Origin of the sequence: Shinella yambaruensis, from assembly GCF_022899355.1 — a bacterium.
Classification (GTDB): Bacteria; Pseudomonadota; Alphaproteobacteria; order Rhizobiales; family Rhizobiaceae; genus Shinella; species Shinella yambaruensis.
The window spans coordinates 447,955-463,377 of record NZ_JALJCK010000005.1; the positions used below are offsets into that span (position 1 = coordinate 447,955).

The following is a 15,423-nucleotide window of genomic DNA, read 5'->3' on the forward strand; positions in this document are numbered from 1 at the left end:
TACGATGGCGCCTTGGCGCCCCTGTTGTCATTTCGATTTGGCGAAGAGGCGCGTGACGCCGCGCAGAAGCTTGCTTTGGGCGACCTGGTAACCGAGATCCTTGCCGACGCCCGTTTCCAGGACACGATCCATCAGGCTCTTGCTGAGCTCCGTATGGCGCCGCACCGGGCCACGATCGCCGGACATGTCGGCGAGCACCCGCCTGGCCGCATTGTGGCCGGGAGCCCCCGTCACGCCACCACCCGGATGCGCGCCGGAACCGCAGAGATAGAGGCCCTCCACCGCCGTGCGGTATCCGTCCCCGCCCGGCGCCTTGCGCTCCGAGAACAGGTTTTCGAGGCCCACGATGGAACGCTGGAAGATGTTGCCGCCGGGCAGGCCGTAGGTACGCTCGAGATCGAGAGGCGACACCGTATTTCGGCCGATGACATGACCGCGAAGGTTCGGCGCAAACCGGTAGAAGGTCTCCATGACACGGTCGGTCCAGGCTTCCTTGTGGTCGTCCCAGTCGCCCTTCTCCAGATGGAACGGCAATTGCTGGACACCGAGCAGCAGCGTGTGCTGCCCCGGCTTGCAGACGCTGGGATCGGTCGCGGAATGGATGAGGCCTTCGATGACGAAATCATCAGGAAACCGCCCGCGCCGCTGGGCTTCCGCCGCGGCTTCGTAGTTCTCGGCTGATGCGTTGAGGATCGTGTGGCCGAGATGCTGCGGCCCGAGGCCGGGCTCGAAGCCGTTATAGTGCGGCAGCGTATCGAGCAGCACGTGGATGCGGGCCATGGAGCCCCGCACGTCGGTGCGGAGCGCTTCCCTGCGCCATTCCTCCTTCATCGCCCCGGCCGGGACCAGCCTGCCGAGGGCGACCGTCGGCGCGGCGTTCGACATGACGATATCGGCGTTGACAACGTCGCCGCCGACAAGGCGAACGCCCGCCGCCCGGCCGCCACGCACGAGGATTTCCGCGACGGGCGCGGAGGTGCGCACCACGGCCCCGAACGCTTCCGCACCCTTGCGGAGCGCGGCGGTGATCGAGCCCATGCCGCCGACCGGAATGCCCCACCGCCCGAATACGTTCTCGAACTGTCCGAAGGCATGGTATCCGTAGACATGCGCCGTCGTCGGCGTCTGCGGCCCGCCCCAGGTCGAGACCATGGCAAGGAAGGTCATGTAGGCCTTGAGCCGGGGCGAGACGAAATACCGGTCGAGCAGATCCTGGGCCGACACGACCATGAACTCGTTGAGAAGCTCAGTTTCGCCCAGACGTTCGAAGCGCCCGAACACTTCCGAGCGGGTCGGCGGATCAGACAGCAGCCAGTCGCGTGAGATATCGGCAAATCGCTTCAGCTTCGAGCCGAACTCGAAGAACCGACGCGCGTCATCCGGCGAGTGCCGGCCGATCGACTTCAATGTCTCGTCGACATCATGGTGGAGCATGAAGTGGTCGCCGTCTTCCCAGAGCGCGACACCCTGGACTTCCGGTGAGAGCGATCGCAAGCCGAACCTTGCCAGTTCGAGATCGTCGATGACCTCCTGCCGCAGCATGCCCTGGATGAACGAGCAGGACGACCATGTCGCGCCCGGCACCAGTTCCTCGGAGACGCAGGCACCTCCAACCACATGGCGTGCCTCCAGCACGCAAACGGATTTTCCGGCCCGCGCGAGATAGTTGGCCGCAACGAGGCCGTTATGGCCTCCGCCAACAATGACGACATCATATCTCGTGGTCATGACGCAGCATCCGTTCCAAAGGAGAAGACCATTTCATGCCGGTACGTTTCGCCGGGATCGAGACGGCAGGACGGGAAGTGGGAGAAGTTCGGCGAGCCCGGATATTTCTGGGTCTCGAGGGTAAAGCCGCCATACTTGCACAGGCGCTTGCCCTTCTTGCCCATCACCTTGTCCGACAGGTAGCCGGCGGTGTAGAACTGCACGCCCGGCTCCGTCGTATGCATGGTCATCCGCCGGCCGGAGACAGGCTCGTGCACGTCGATGCACTTGCGCAGACCCGGGCCACCGTCGAGGCACCAGTTGTGGTCATATCCGCCGCCAGCTTCGAAAATCGTCGCACCGACGGAGGGCAGCCTGTCGATATCGGCGCCGATGGCCTTGAATTCGGTGAAATCGAACGGCGTGCCCCTGACGCTCAGGATCTCCCCTGTCGCGAGAAGCTCGTCGTCGACCGGCGTATAGAAGCGGCTCGATATCCTGACGTCGTGGCGCAGCACGTCGCCGGAGCCCTGGCCGGCGAGGTTGAAATAGGAATGGTGCACCATGTTCATCAGCGTCGGCTTGGTCGTGTCGGCCTCCATGACGATGCGCAGCGTGTTGTCCGCTGCGAGTGTATAGGTCGCCCGCAGGTTCGACTTGCCAGGAAAGCCCATTTCGCCATCCTCGGATGTCGTCCTGAAGACGACGCTGTCCGCCGTGACTGTCTCGATGTCCCAGACCTTGCGATCGAAGCCCTGGACGCCACCATGCAGGTGATTGGCGCCCTCGTTGACGTTGAGGTGATGCTCGACGCCGTCAAGCACGAACCGGCCGCCCTCGATCCGGTTGCCGTAGCGTCCGCAGGTCGCGCCGAAATAGGTGTCCGTCGCCGCATATTCCTCGATCGTGTCGAAGCCGAGGACCACGTCGGCGAGATCGCCGTTGCGATCGGGAACGTATAGCTCCGTCAGCCGGGCGCCGAAGGTGATCAGCTTCGCCCTGAGGCCGTTGCCGTTAGCGATGGTGACGGCGAGGATTTCCTGCCCTTCATAGGTGCCGAACACTTCGGCGGCATCGGCTTCTTGTTTCCTGGCGGTGGTGTTCATGCTCGCAGCGTCCTTGCATTGGTGCGATTGATGACCCAGAGCCCGCAGAGAACGAAGGCGACCGAGATCAATCCGATCAGGGTGAAAATGGCGTTGATGGAGGGCGTGAAGCCGAAGCGCATCTGGTTCCAGACATAGACCGGAAGCGTCGGCTCGGTGCCCGTCAGGAACAGCGTCACGATGACCTCGTCGACGGAAAGCGTGAAGCCGAGCATGGCGCCGCCGATGATGGCCGAGCGGATCATCGGCAGCAGGACATGCAGCAACGTTTTCATCCGCGTGGCGCCGAGATCGAGCGATGCCTCGACGAAGCTCGGGTCGAGCGCCCTCAGGCGCGTCAGCACGATCAGCATGATGACCGGCATGACGAAGCTCAGATGCCCGACGATCACCCGCGGCAGCCCCTGCGGCAGGCCCGAGAACTGCGCCACGATGGCCAGCGAAATCCCGAGCACGATGCCGGGTATCGCGACGGGGACCGCCAGGGCAAGCTGCAGCACGTTGCCGAAGGCCCGGACACGATAGGCGAGGATGAGAGCGAAAGCGACGCCGATGACCGTGCCGGCCGCCGTCGACAGGACGGCCACGAAAAGCGTGCGCTGGAACGCCTCGATGAGGGCGGTGTTCGTCCACAGTTCCCGATACCACTGGAGCGTGAAACCCGTCAGCGGGAATGTCTGGACACGGCTGTCGTTGAAGGAGAAGACGAGCGTGACCACCAGGGGCGCATAGAGGAACAGATAGGGCAGCGTGACGGCCAGCTTCAGCAGGATCTGGCCGATACGCCCCCGCAGCGTGGCCGCGCGCTTCAGCGTCGCACCCGCGCCCGAATCCACGGCCTGGATGATCCCCTTCGAGCGGCCGAGATAGCCGATGACGGCGAGGATGAGGGCGACCGCGAGCATGAGGATGACAGCCTGCGCGGCGCCCAGCGGCCAGTTCCCGGCCATGCCGAACTGCGATGCGATGACCATGCCGAGCATCGTGCCGTTGAGGCCGCCGACCATGGACGGGCTGACATAATCCCCGACGGCCAGCAGGAAGGCGAGGGAAAAGCCGATCGCAAGCCCCTGCCTGGAGAGCGGCCAGACGACGTTCGTGAACGTCTGGAACCGGTTCGCGCCCGCATCCCGGCTTGCTTCCAGCAGGCTTTCCGGAACACGCTCCAGGGCCGTGAAGGAGGAGACGAACACATAGGGAATGGCCATGTAGGCAAGCGTGAGGACGACGGCAAACCGCGTATAGAGGAACGCGTCGGACGGCTCGGACAGGATGCCGAGCGTGACGAGCAGCGAGTTGATCGCACCGTTCTCGCCAAGGATGACGCGCCAGGCGAACACGCGCATCAGCAGCGAGATCCAGAGCGGGATGACAACCAGCATGACGGCGACCTGCTTCATCCCGCGCATGTAGCGGCTGACGTAGAATGCCAGCGGATAGGCGACGAGCGAGGCGAGCGCGGCGGCGACGAAGGCGGTGACCAGCGTCCGCATCACGAGGACGAGCACGGTCCTCGACTGGAACACGGCCGCATAGTTCCTCAGCGTCACCTCGTCCGTCACCAGACCCGCCGACGCCTTGAAGAAGCTGGTTCCGAAGAGGACGAGGTTGGGGGCGACGACGAGCGCCAGCAGCCAGAGGTAGATCAGCCCCGGCGAGGCGGAGGAGACCAGCTTGACGAGTTTTTCGGAGGACCTAGTCATCGAGATACACCACGTCGTCGAAGAGCAGGCCCGCCGGCACGGTGTCACCGACCTTGAGAGCGAGCCCCTTGCGGGAGGGAACATGGCTCGTCAGCATCTGGCCGCCGCTTTCCATGACGACCTCGATGACGCTGCCGAGGAACATGACCCGAGCGATCCTTGCGTCGAAGGTCACATCGCAGCGGCCTTCCGGCTGCACGTCGAGCGCTTCGAAGCGCAGGGCGACGGCGCTCGGCTGCGCCCTGCCGGCCACGCGGCTGCGGGGAATGTCGACCGGCCCGAACCGCAAGGATGCAGCATCCCCCGGATTCGGCGAAGCGGAAATCCTGTTCGACTTTCCGATGAAGTCGGCAACGAAGGCGTTGGCCGGCCTGTAGTAGATCTCCTCCGGCGTGCCGATCTGCTGGATCAGCCCGCCGCTCATCACGGCGATGCGGTCGGACATGGACAGGGCCTCGCCCTGGTCGTGGGTGACGTAGATGAAGGTGATGCCGAGCGACTTCTGCAGGTCGACGAGGACGTGCTGCATCTGTTCGCGCAGCTTGAGATCGAGCGCACCCAGCGGCTCATCCAGCAGCAGGATTTTCGGGCGGCCGACGATGGCCCGGGCGAGCGCGGCGCGCTGCCGCTGGCCACCGGACATCTCATGGGGCAGGCGCTCGGCAAAGGCGCCGAGATTGACCTTGGCGATCGCATCATCGACGCGCGTTGCGATCTCCGCCTTCGCAACGCCCTTCATGCGGAGCGGATAGGCGACGTTCTCCCACACGGTCATGTGCGGGAAGAGGGCGTATGACTGGAAGACCGTGTTGGTATCCCGCAGGTTTGGCGGCAACGTCGTGATGTCGTCGCCTGCCAGCCATATGTTGCCCCGATCCGGCGCCTCGAAGCCCGCGATCAGCCGTAGCGTCGTCGTCTTGCCGCAGCCGGAGGGGCCGAGGAGGGAGAAGAACTCCCCCTCCCCGATGTCCAGGGACAAATCGTGCAGCGCCTTGTACGCACCGAACGACAATGACAGGCCTGAAAGCCGCAGGAACGGCCCGGAAGCGTTGACTGGGCTCATCGAACGTGTCCTCACAGGGTGCCGGCTTTGAAGTCGTTCCACATCGCCACACGGCGGTCGATGTCCTCCGGCAGCTTCGATATGACCATCTTGTTCCAGAAGCCGTCCTCCGTCTGGTCAAGAATGTTCGTATTCGCCAGGGCCTCCGGCGAGACGCCGGCCTTTGCGGCCGCCTCGGGGCTGAGAACGCCGTTGTTGCTGTTGGTGCTGATGAAGCGTGCCTGCCAGGTCGGCGTCAGCGTCTCGTTGATGAAATCGTACACCTCCTTCCTGCGGCCCCGCTCGGTCAGGACGGCGCAGTCGAGCCAGGTGGGCGTGCCTTCCTGCGGGAAGGTATAGGCGAAGTTCTTGCCGAGCGACTTCAGCTTGTTGACGATCGAGATGTTCTGGCAGTAGCCGATCACCGCGTCGCCCGCCGCATAGATCGTCAGGGCATCGTCGAAGCCGCGGGCGATGGTGTTGACCTGGGGCCGCAGGGTGCGCAGCGCATCCGCACACGCCTCGAACTCCTCGTCCGTCAGGTTGAACGGGTCGGCCGCCTTGATCTTGAGCGCGATCATCTGCATGACGACGTAGCCGTCGTCGAACAGGTTGACCTTGCCGGCGTATTTCGGATCCCAGAGCGCGTCCCAGCTCTGCGGCTCGCCGCCGGTGGCATCGGCATCGTACATCAGCGGCTGGTTGCCCCAGTTGTACGGCAGGGCGTAGAGGGTGCCGTCGATCGTGGCCTTCGCCTCCCAGTCCATCGACGAGGCGATGTTCGACCTGTTGGGAACCTGGGAGGCGTCGAAGGGCGCGATCAGGCCCGAGTTCTTGAAGCGATTGGCCGTGCCCGTGTCGAAATAGATGACATCGGGCGAAATGGCGCCCGATTGGACGGTCGCGAACATCTCGTCGATCGATCCGGAGCGGACGGCCTTGATTTTCACGCCGGTTTTTTCCGTGTACTCGGCAATCCACGGGTCGTCCTGATAGGTTTCCCACGTCAGAAGGGTGATCTCACCCTGGTCGGCGAAAGCCCGCTTCGCAAGGCCCGGCAGTGTCACCAGAGCGCCGAGACCCGCGGCGCTCTTCAGGAAGGTTCGGCGGTCAAATTGGTAGTTGCCCATGCTTTTAATCCTCTCTGGTCGGTTAGCGGGGGAGCAACTTCCGGCGACGGCTTCGCCTTCGGCTCTTTTCGGCCGCTCCCCTTTCGATGACTTACAAAACGCCGTATTTTTCGTAGACTTCGCGCAGCAGCCTGCCCTCCAGGAGTTCGTTCCTGGAATTGTTCTCGCTCGTGGCCTTGGTCATGGCGAGATCGAGCACCTGCTGCTCGATGTCCTGCGGAATGACAACGACACCATCGATGTCGGCGAACACGATGTCGCCGGAGCGGACGATCACACCCGCGCAGATGATTTCCGTGTCATGCTCGATCATCTTTGCGCGGCCGATGCTGTCGAGCGGGCCGATGCCGCCGTGGAACACCGGAAATCCGAGGTGCTTGATGTGCTTGGTGTCGCGCACGAGACCATCCGTCACGCACCCGTTGGCGCCCCGCATCTTGGCCGCTGTCGACAGAAGCTCCCCCCAGGGAGCGATGCGCTCGGTCGGGCCATTGCAGGCGAGCACGGCGACATCGTCCTTCGTCAGGCTGTCCACAAGCTCCATTTCGAGTTCGTAGGGGTTGTCGTTGTCGCGCCTGCCGTAGACGGTCGCGTAAAGGCCGGTCCGCGCACGGCCCATCAGGACCGATGCATCGTCGACGGGGCGGATGAATGGCCGCATCGCCTGGCTGGTCTGGCCGAGACTGTCCATCACGTCGGACAGCACGCCGGTGTAGAGCTGCTTTGCGTAAGTTTCGAACTGCATCGCTTGTTCCTTACTTTAACGATAAACCTTGAAGCCGGAAATAGTGCCAAAAGGGGCGTACGGCTAATGCGCTTCCCTGACGACAGCGTCGCCGCTGGCGCCGACGAGAAAGTCCAGGTCGGCACCCGTATGGGCCTGCATCACATGATCCTGGTAGAGTTTCACAAAGCCGCGCGGGGTGACCGTTCGAGGCTGCACCCACGCCTTCGCGCGTTTCTCAAGCTCGTCTTGGGAGACCAGAAGCTCCAGCGTTCCTTCATAGGCATTCATCCGGATGCGGTCGCCGGTCTTCACCAGAGCGAGCGGTCCGCCCACCGAGGTTTCCGGCGAGACATGCAGGACGACGGCACCGAAGGCGGTGCCCGACATGCGCGCGTCGGAAATTCTCAGCATGTCGCGCACGCCTTCGCGCACCAGTCGCGCCGGGATCGGCATGTTCCCGACCTCAGCCATGCCGGGATATCCCCTCGGCCCGCAGCCCTGGAGCACCAGCACCGTATCGGCCGTGACCGGCAGGTCGGGATCGTCGATCTTCGTCTTCATCTCCTCGACGGAGGAAAACACATAGGCCTCCCCCTCGTGCACGAGAAGAGATTCCGTCGCCGCCGAAGGCTTGATGACCGCGCCATCGGGCGCGATGTTTCCCCGCAGCACGCGGATGCCGGCTTTTGGCCGAACCGGATTGTCCAGCGCGCGGATCACGTCGTCGTTGAAGCACTCGCCCTCGGCGGCGACCTCGACGACCGAGCGCCCCTCCACCGTCAGCGCATCGCGCAGCAAGCCCTTGATCTGCGCGAGAACCGCCGGCACGCCACCGGCATTGCAGAACTCTTCCATCAAGTGCTTGCCCGACGGCAGGCAGTTGACGAGCAGCGGCACCTCGGAGCCGAGGTTGAAATCGTCCAGCTTCAGGTTGACGCCAATTCTTCCAGCAATTGCAAGCAGATGGACGATCGCGTTGGTCGAACCACCCAGCGCCGCATTCGCAAGGATCGCATTCTCGAAACTCGCCCTTGTCAGGATCTTCGAAAGCCGGAGATCCTCGCGCACCATCGCAACGATGCGGTTGCCGGTGAGATGCGCGAGCGCGAAGCGGCGCGCATCGACCGCGGGATAGGCCGAATTCATCGGCAGTGCCACGCCCATAACCTCGACCAGCGAGGCCATTGTCGATGCCGTGCCCATAGTGTTGCAGACGCCGACGGAGCGGCTCATTCCGCTTTCAGCTGCAACGAAGTCCTTCATGGACATCGTGCCTGCCCGCACCTCTTCGGAGAACTTCCAGACATCCGTGCCCGAGGCGATCGTCCTGCCCCGGAAATTGCCGCTGAGTGCCGGTCCGGCCGAGACCATGATGGTCGGCAGATCGACGCTGGCAGCCCCCATCAACTGGGCCGGCGTGGTCTTGTCGCAGCCGGCGAGCAGAACGACACCGTCCATTCCATGGGCGCGGATCGACTCCTCCACCTGCATGGCGAGCAGGTTGCGAAACAGCATGGCGGTCGGGCGCATCTGGTCCTCCCCGAGCGAGCCGACCGGAAATTCCAGCGGCAGGCCACCCGCCTCCCAGATGCCACGCTTGACGGCCTCAGCGAGGCCCTTCAGGCCCGCATTGCACGGATTGAACTCCGACCAGGTATTGCAGATGCCGATGACCGGCCGGCCATCGAAGACATGATCGGGCAGTCCCTGCATCTTCATCGAGCTGCGATGGATGAAACCATCCTTCCCGCCGCTGCCGAACCAATCCTGGCTTCTCAGTCTCTGCTTGCGCTCCACGACATGCGCCTCCACGCCTCTGTTGGATTAGATTTAACGTTAAACCTATTTCCTGTCAACAGGCCAGATTGTTCTCGTTCCGGCGGGCGAGATTGTAAACATCGAGTTGAGTTGTATTGTTGCCGCCAGCGATCGGACCGAATATGTGCAGGCGATGATCATGAAGAAAAATCAACAGGGTCAGGGACGCGCAACCCTTCGGGACGTCGCCGACGCCGCCGGCGTTTCCATCATGACCGTGTCCAACGTCGTGAACGGAAAGACCGCCCGCGTCAGCGATGAAATCCGGCTTCTCGTCAAGGAAAAGATCAAAGACCTGAAATATGTGCCGCATCTGCGCGGCCGCGGCCTGCGGCTGGCGAAAGACTTTGCGATCGGCCTGGTCATGCTGCATCCGGAGCGGCGCTTCCTCAACGACCCCTTCAACACCGAGGTCGCGGCCGGCATGAGCAACAAGCTCGCACAGAACGGTTACGGCCTGCTGATCTTCGGAGCGCAAAATTCGAAGGATCTCGAAAACAAGCTGCCGCGCATTTCGCAGCTGGATGCCCTTGCCGTCTACATCTTCGGCGACACCGCTCAGCGCGATGCTGTCTATACCAAGCTCGCCGCGCTCGGCCTGCCCATGCTCCTCATCGGCGACGAGGCGAACGACAGCCTGGCGGATGCCAGTTTCGTACGCCAGACGAACGAGGAAGGCGCATTTCAGCTGGCCGAGCTTGGGCTTTCGAATGGCGCCCGCAAGATCCTGTTCATGCGCCCGGACCATTTCTGGCCGGCCATGGCGCAGCGCGAACTCGGGGCCCGCAAGGCAGCGGCCGGACGCGCCGATGTCGAAACCATGATCTGCACGGAAATCAACTTCCAGGCCGTCGTGAGCCAGGTGAAGACGCGGCTATCGGCCAACCCGCCGGATTTCGTCATGGGCGGCAACGACCTGTTCGGCATTGCCGCCACACAGGCGGCGCTTCAGCTCGGCTTCTCCATCAAGAAGGATCTGATGATCACCGGCTTCAACGGATTTGCCTTCCGTGAATATTCGATGCCGCTCCTGACCTCCATGCGCTCGCCTGCCTATGAAATCGGCGAGGCGGCGGCGGCGGCGCTGTTGAAGCGGATCACCAAGGGAAGTTTCCCGGGTGGCAAAGTGCTGAACGTCGAGTTCCTGCCGGGCGATACCTGCGCCTGACGGCAATCCCCGCAATGGCTGGCCTCGCGGCCAGGCAAGGCGGTTTCCATAGTCAGTTCCATGAGGCCGATGGTCGGCCGGCGCGATATCTTGCCTGCCGCCCAGGTTCGTCCAGCAGCATCCATCAGCAACTTGAAATCGCGGTTACGTGCATTCCCGCACCCGGACTAAACCTGAACGAAATGCCGCTCCGAGACCTCGTGGTAGCTGCGCCTGGGCGGGGTATAGCCAAGGGGGCGGACAGGGCTTCTCGTCTCGTCGCCGGAAAGGCATCGCCGGAGGGTGCGCCGGGCGGGGTCGGGTATCGGGACGGCAGCCATCAGCTTCTTCGTATAGGGATGCTGCGGGTTTTCGAACACCTCCCGTCGCGGGCCGATCTCGACGATCTCGCCGAGATACATCACCGCCACCCGGTGGCTGACCCGCTCCACGACGGCCATGTCATGGCTGATGAACAGATAGGCGAGGTTGAAGCTCTGCTGGAGGTCGAGGAGGAGGTTGCACACCTGCGCCTTGACCGACACGTCGAGCGCCGAGACCGCCTCGTCGGCGATGATCACCTTCGGATCGAGTATCAGCGACCGCGCGATCGCGATGCGCTGGCGCTGGCCGCCGGAGAATTCGTGCGGGAAGCGCCGCATCATCTCCGGGCCGAGCCCGACCCGCCGCAGGAGGTCGGTCGCCTTGTCCCGCGCCTGCTGCTTGGTGCCGAGGCCATGCTCAATGAACGGCTCCATCACCGCCGCCCCCACCGTCATGCGTGGATCAAGGCTGGCGAACGGATCTTGGAACACCATTTGGATATTGCGCCGCATCTTGTGCAGCGACCTGCCGTCGAGGCCCATCACATCATGCCCGCTGAACGAGACCGCCCCGCCCGTCGGCTCGACCAGCCGTATGATCGAGCGCCCCGTCGTCGACTTGCCGCAGCCGGATTCACCCACAAGCGACAGCGTCTCACCGGCTTTCAGGTCGAAAGACACGTTCTCGACCGCATGCACCGCACCGCTCTTGCGACCGAAGAGGCCCGAGCGGATGTCGAAGCGCGTCGTCAGGTTCTTCACCTCCAGAACGGGTCGCTCACCGGCAACGGGCACAGGCCCTTCGCTTTCCGCCTGGCGCGTTTCGCCGGTCACGATGTCGATCACCGGGAAACGCATGGGCCTGGGCCGTCCCGCCATCGAGCCGAGGCGCGGAACCGCCGAGAGCAGCGCCCGCGTATAGGGATGCCTTCCGCGGCTGAAGATATCCCCGGTCGCGCCCGTTTCCACCGCATCGCCGCGGAACATCACGATCGTCCGGTCGGCGACTTCGGCCACCACGCCCATGTCATGCGTGATGAAGAGCACCGCCATGCCCTCCTCTTCCTGCAGCGTCTTGATGAGGTCGAGGATCTGGCCCTGGATCGTCACGTCGAGCGCCGTCGTCGGCTCGTCCGCGATCAGGAGCTTTGGTTTCGAGGCGAGCGCCATGGCGATCATCACGCGCTGGCGCATGCCGCCGGAGAACTGGTGCGGATAGTCGTCGAACCGGCCCTTGGCGTTCGGAATGCGCACCTTTTCCAGAAGCCGCGTCACCTCTGCCCGCGCCTCGCCCCGGGAGAGGGCGCGATGGCAGGTGATCGCTTCAGCGATCTGCTTGCCGATCGGGAAGATCGGGTTGAGCGAGGTCATCGGCTCCTGGAAGATCATCGAGATGTCGTTGCCGCGGACCTTGCGCATCTCCTCCTCGCCGAGCGTCAGCAGGTCGCGCCCGCCGAGCGAAACCTTGCCTTCGATCCGGCTCGAATGTTTCGGAAGCAGCCGCATGATCGACAGGGACGTCACGCTCTTGCCGGATCCGGACTCGCCGACGATCGCCACTGTCTCACGCGGGGCGATCGAGAAGGAGAGGTTGCGGACGACGGGCTTCCACTGGTCGCCCGACCTGAACGCGGTCGTGAGATCGCTGACGGACAGAACCGGCGGCTGGGCGGAAGGTATGTCCATCCTGTTTTCCCTTCTGGAGCGGCCGAAGCCAAATCGCTTCGGCGGTCGGACAATGCGGCAAACTGAACTGCGCTAGGCGGCGGTGTGGATCGGATCGACCGGATGCTTGGCCAGCGGAAGCACGTCGATATCGTACATCCAGGGGTTGGCTGGCAGGCTGGTGATGATCTCGTGCAGCTGCGTTGCATCCGCTGCGCGCCACAGACCCCAGTTCTCGAAGCGGCAGGGCACACGCCACATGCGCACCAGGTGCCCCTCCTTGATCAGCTCGGCGGCATGAGCGCGCTCGTCGCGGATCACCTTCGCCTTCAATTCCGGATCCATGTCGTCAGACCAGCGCAGCTTGATGTTGACCAGAAATTCCATTGCATGTTCCCTCATGATGTGACGTCCAGATCCTTGATGATGGTGTTTGCGGCGTTGTAGCCGGGGATGCCGGTGACATAGCCACCCGGCCAGGTGCCGCCGCCCGAGAGGTAAAGCCCGGAAAGCGGCGTGCGGTAATCGTGCGCCTTGCGGTGCGGGCGCGCACCGAAAAGTGCATTCGGCAGCATGTCGCCATGCGTGATGTTCGACTGGACGAGACCCAGCTCGTCTTCGATTTCGACGGGATTGAAGTAGCGAAGCCCGATGAGGCGCCGGCGCAGGTCCGGCATGTAGTTGGCAAGCGCGTCTATGCAGATGTCGGCGAAGCGCTTGCCCGCCTCCGGCCAGCTGCCTTCCGCTAGCGCATAGGGCGCATGCCAGGCGTTGACGCTGAGGAGGTGGCAGCCCGCCGGCGCCATGTCCGGCGAGGTCACCGATGGAATGAGGCCCCACATGATCGGACGTTCCGCCAGCCTGCCGGCCAATCCGTCCGCAATTGCCCGCTCGATATAGTCCAGCGAGGGCGCGATGCGGAACTGCACCTGCGCCGCCTGCGCCGGGTCGACATCCGCCGGCAGGCCGGCATAGCGGGGCACCCCGTCGAGCGCCAGCACCAGCTTGAAAGCGGAGCCCCGCATCGGCACGGCGGCGATCTCGCGCCTGACGTCGGCGCCCACGGCCTCGTCGTCGAGCATCTTGCCGAAGAGGGTCCTGGGGTTGATCGCCGACAGCACGACCGGTGCCAGGAATTCATCGCCCTTGACAGTGACGACACCCCGGGCCCTGCCCCCGGCATGCAGGATCCGCTCGATCGGCGCATCCTTGAGGATGGTCGCACCATGCGCAAGGCAACAGGCTTCGAGCGCGTCGATGATGGCGCCCATGCCGCCGACCGGAAGGCCGGTGGAGCCGCGAAGCGCTGCACGCCGTGGATCGTCGTCGTCCAGCGCCGCATAGGAGGCGAGCGAGATCGGCCGCATCATCAGGCCCACGGCCGAGCCGGGCGCAGACGGCGGGGTCAGCGTCGCGTTGAGCGCCAGCATGCCGAGCAACGCCTTGGTTTCCTCCGATTTCAGCCGCTCGTCGAGCAGCTGGCGCAGGCTGCCGCACATCACGCGGTCGAAGAGGCCGGCGAGATGGCCTGGCACGTCGCGGGCGGCATGGACCAGATCGGGAGAGGGCGCGAACATCGACGCACCGAGATGCCGTCCGAGTTCCTCCAGATCGGATAGGAGGCCGAAATAGCGCTCCGCCTCGCCCGGCGCATAGGCGTCGAACTGCGCCGCCAGCCGGTCCCTGTCGCGCCAGCCGATGAAGGCACCGCGCGGAAACGGGTGGACGACGGTCGGGTCGGTGCGAATGAACTTCAGGCCGAAATGCTCCAGCTGCAGCTCGGCGATGAAGCGCGGCTCGAAACTGCCGGGCGAATTGGTGAAGGCGCAGCGGTAGCCCGGCAGGAACTCGAAGGTTCCGCAGGGGCCTCCGAGCGTCGGCCGCGCCTCGATCAGCAGCGGCCGCAGCCCGGCCTTGGCGAGATAGGCGGTCGCAACGAGACCGTTGTGCCCTCCCCCCACGACGATGGCGTCGTATGTGCCAGTCGATATATCGGCAATGTTCGACATGCGATTTCCATTTTGCTTGCGAAAGTGGGGGCGGCCGAACCGCCCGCGTACATGGCGGGGCTACTGCGGCAGCTGGTCGTTGGAGAAGTAGGCGGTCGCCTCCTTCTTGCCGAGCATCGAGCCGAATTCGGCGAGTGTCTCGTTCATCGCCTCCCAGTCCGCCTCGGCCATCCAGCCGAGCGGCTTGCCCTCGCTGTGCCTGGTGTGGAGCGAGGCCTCGTAAGCCTCGAGCACGCTGCGGTGGAACTCGGCCGGCTGGGTGTTGCCGGAAACCTTGAGGAAGATCCCGACGGCTTCGTCCTTGTGGGCGAACGTATATTCCATGCCCTTCCGCGTCGCGGCGAGGAAGCGCTTCACGATGTCGGGATTCTGCGCCAGGTAATCGTTGTTGACAACGATGCCGAAGCCGAGATTGGTTACACCCCAATCGGCATATTTCAGGACCGAGACCTCCTTGCCCTGCGCCTTGAGCTGCGGGGCGTAGAAATAATCGTCGCCGCTGATGCAATCGAGCTGGCCGGAGGCGATGCCGGCGAACTTCGCGTCGCCGGGCATGTTGACAAGCGAGATGTCGGTCAGTTCGAGGCCGTTGGCCTTGAGGAAGGCGGGCAGAATCTGGCCGTCGGAGCCGGTCGGCGTGGAGCCGATGCGCTTGCCCTTGACATCGGCCGGCGTCTTGATGGACGGGTCGGTGCAGATCAGCGAGATCGGGCCCTGCTGCCACCAGCCGGCGACGGCGGTGATCGGCACGCCCGCTGAAACCGACTGGGCGACGGTGGAAAGGTTGGCATGGCCGATCGGATCGGCATTTTCCCCGACCACCATGGTCGTGGTCTTCGATCCCTGCCCCTGCGCGATCTCCACGTCGAGATCGACCTCATCGTAGAACCCCTTCTCCTTGGCGAGGATCATCGGCGTCTGCCCGGCCCACCAGCTCCAGTCGAGGCGCAGGCGAATGCTGTCGGCAGCAAGGGCCGTCGTGCTCATCAGGGCAAGGGCAAGGAGCGTGCCGCCCGTCTGCTTGAAATGTCTCATGTCCGGTTCCT

The 15,423-nt window shown here is 64.0% G+C and carries 12 protein-coding genes; 1 reads left to right on the top strand and 11 read right to left on the bottom strand.

Annotation, left to right across the window (positions count from 1 at the left end):
- Positions 1–27: 27 nt before the first annotated feature.
- The 7 genes from MUU56_RS14795 to MUU56_RS14825 form a co-directional block, all read right to left on the bottom strand.
- Positions 28–1,728: a phytoene desaturase family protein gene (locus MUU56_RS14795; protein ID WP_244768041.1), complete on the bottom strand. Its 1,701-nt coding sequence runs from the start codon at positions 1,726–1,728 to the stop codon at positions 28–30.
- On the bottom strand, positions 1,725–2,813 hold the full coding sequence (locus MUU56_RS14800) for an aldose epimerase family protein (protein ID WP_244768042.1): 1,089 nt from the start codon (positions 2,811–2,813) through the stop codon (positions 1,725–1,727). The genes MUU56_RS14795 and MUU56_RS14800 overlap by 4 nt, the downstream gene beginning before the upstream one ends.
- Positions 2,810–4,516 carry an ABC transporter permease subunit gene (locus tag MUU56_RS14805; protein WP_244768043.1) on the bottom strand — a complete coding sequence of 569 codons (1,707 nt, stop codon included), beginning with the start codon at positions 4,514–4,516 and terminating at the stop codon, positions 2,810–2,812. The genes MUU56_RS14800 and MUU56_RS14805 overlap by 4 nt, the downstream gene beginning before the upstream one ends.
- Positions 4,509–5,579, bottom strand: a complete 1,071-nt coding sequence (locus MUU56_RS14810) for an ABC transporter ATP-binding protein (RefSeq protein WP_244768044.1) — start codon at positions 5,577–5,579, stop codon at positions 4,509–4,511. Before MUU56_RS14810 ends, MUU56_RS14805 begins: the two co-directional genes overlap by 8 nt.
- Before the next feature lie 11 nt (positions 5,580–5,590).
- Positions 5,591–6,688 carry a substrate-binding domain-containing protein gene (locus tag MUU56_RS14815; RefSeq protein WP_244768045.1) on the bottom strand — a complete coding sequence of 366 codons (1,098 nt, stop codon included), beginning with the start codon at positions 6,686–6,688 and terminating at the stop codon, positions 5,591–5,593.
- A 91-nt stretch (positions 6,689–6,779) separates the two neighbouring features.
- On the bottom strand, positions 6,780–7,433 hold the full coding sequence (locus MUU56_RS14820; RefSeq protein WP_244768046.1) for an RraA family protein: 654 nt from the start codon (positions 7,431–7,433) through the stop codon (positions 6,780–6,782).
- A gap of 63 nt (positions 7,434–7,496) precedes the next feature.
- Positions 7,497–9,212 carry an IlvD/Edd family dehydratase gene (locus MUU56_RS14825; protein ID WP_244768047.1) on the bottom strand — a complete coding sequence of 572 codons (1,716 nt, stop codon included), beginning with the start codon at positions 9,210–9,212 and terminating at the stop codon, positions 7,497–7,499.
- Between the two features lie 160 nt (positions 9,213–9,372).
- Here MUU56_RS14825 and MUU56_RS14830 point away from each other — a divergent pair, with 160 nt between their 5' ends.
- Positions 9,373–10,401: a LacI family DNA-binding transcriptional regulator gene (locus MUU56_RS14830; RefSeq protein WP_244768048.1), complete on the top strand. Its 1,029-nt coding sequence runs from the start codon at positions 9,373–9,375 to the stop codon at positions 10,399–10,401.
- A gap of 167 nt (positions 10,402–10,568) precedes the next feature.
- Here MUU56_RS14830 and MUU56_RS14835 read toward each other — a convergent pair whose 3' ends face one another.
- The 4 genes from MUU56_RS14835 to MUU56_RS14850 form a co-directional block, all read right to left on the bottom strand.
- Entirely contained in the window at positions 10,569–12,389 is a 1,821-nt protein-coding gene (locus MUU56_RS14835) for an ABC transporter ATP-binding protein (RefSeq protein ID WP_244768049.1), read from the bottom strand.
- A 72-nt stretch (positions 12,390–12,461) separates the two neighbouring features.
- Complete coding sequence (locus tag MUU56_RS14840; protein ID WP_244768050.1) at positions 12,462–12,755, bottom strand: muconolactone Delta-isomerase; 294 nt, start codon at positions 12,753–12,755, stop codon at positions 12,462–12,464.
- An 11-nt stretch (positions 12,756–12,766) separates the two neighbouring features.
- Positions 12,767–14,377, bottom strand: a complete 1,611-nt coding sequence (locus MUU56_RS14845; RefSeq protein WP_244768051.1) for a phytoene desaturase family protein — start codon at positions 14,375–14,377, stop codon at positions 12,767–12,769.
- A gap of 60 nt (positions 14,378–14,437) precedes the next feature.
- The gene (locus MUU56_RS14850; protein WP_244768052.1) at positions 14,438–15,412 is read right to left on the bottom strand and encodes an ABC transporter substrate-binding protein; all 975 of its coding nucleotides are present in this window, start codon (positions 15,410–15,412) and stop codon (positions 14,438–14,440) included.
- Positions 15,413–15,423 lie beyond the last annotated feature (11 nt).

Excerpts from the sequence above, each read along its gene's own strand:
- MUU56_RS14795 (WP_244768041.1), bottom strand. The coding sequence starts at position 1,728 with ATGACCACGAGATATGATGTCGTCATTGTTGGCGGAGGCCATAACGGC.
- MUU56_RS14800 (WP_244768042.1), bottom strand. The coding sequence starts at position 2,813 with ATGAACACCACCGCCAGGAAACAAGAAGCCGATGCCGCCGAAGTGTTC.
- MUU56_RS14805 (WP_244768043.1), bottom strand. The coding sequence starts at position 4,516 with ATGACTAGGTCCTCCGAAAAACTCGTCAAGCTGGTCTCCTCCGCCTCG.
- MUU56_RS14810 (WP_244768044.1), bottom strand. The coding sequence starts at position 5,579 with ATGAGCCCAGTCAACGCTTCCGGGCCGTTCCTGCGGCTTTCAGGCCTG.
- MUU56_RS14815 (WP_244768045.1), bottom strand. The coding sequence starts at position 6,688 with ATGGGCAACTACCAATTTGACCGCCGAACCTTCCTGAAGAGCGCCGCG.
- MUU56_RS14820 (WP_244768046.1), bottom strand. The coding sequence starts at position 7,433 with ATGCAGTTCGAAACTTACGCAAAGCAGCTCTACACCGGCGTGCTGTCC.
- MUU56_RS14830 (WP_244768048.1), top strand. The coding sequence starts at position 9,373 with ATGAAGAAAAATCAACAGGGTCAGGGACGCGCAACCCTTCGGGACGTC.
- MUU56_RS14835 (WP_244768049.1), bottom strand. The coding sequence starts at position 12,389 with ATGGACATACCTTCCGCCCAGCCGCCGGTTCTGTCCGTCAGCGATCTC.
- MUU56_RS14840 (WP_244768050.1), bottom strand. The coding sequence starts at position 12,755 with ATGGAATTTCTGGTCAACATCAAGCTGCGCTGGTCTGACGACATGGAT.
- MUU56_RS14845 (WP_244768051.1), bottom strand. The coding sequence starts at position 14,377 with ATGTCGAACATTGCCGATATATCGACTGGCACATACGACGCCATCGTC.
- MUU56_RS14850 (WP_244768052.1), bottom strand. The coding sequence starts at position 15,412 with ATGAGACATTTCAAGCAGACGGGCGGCACGCTCCTTGCCCTTGCCCTG.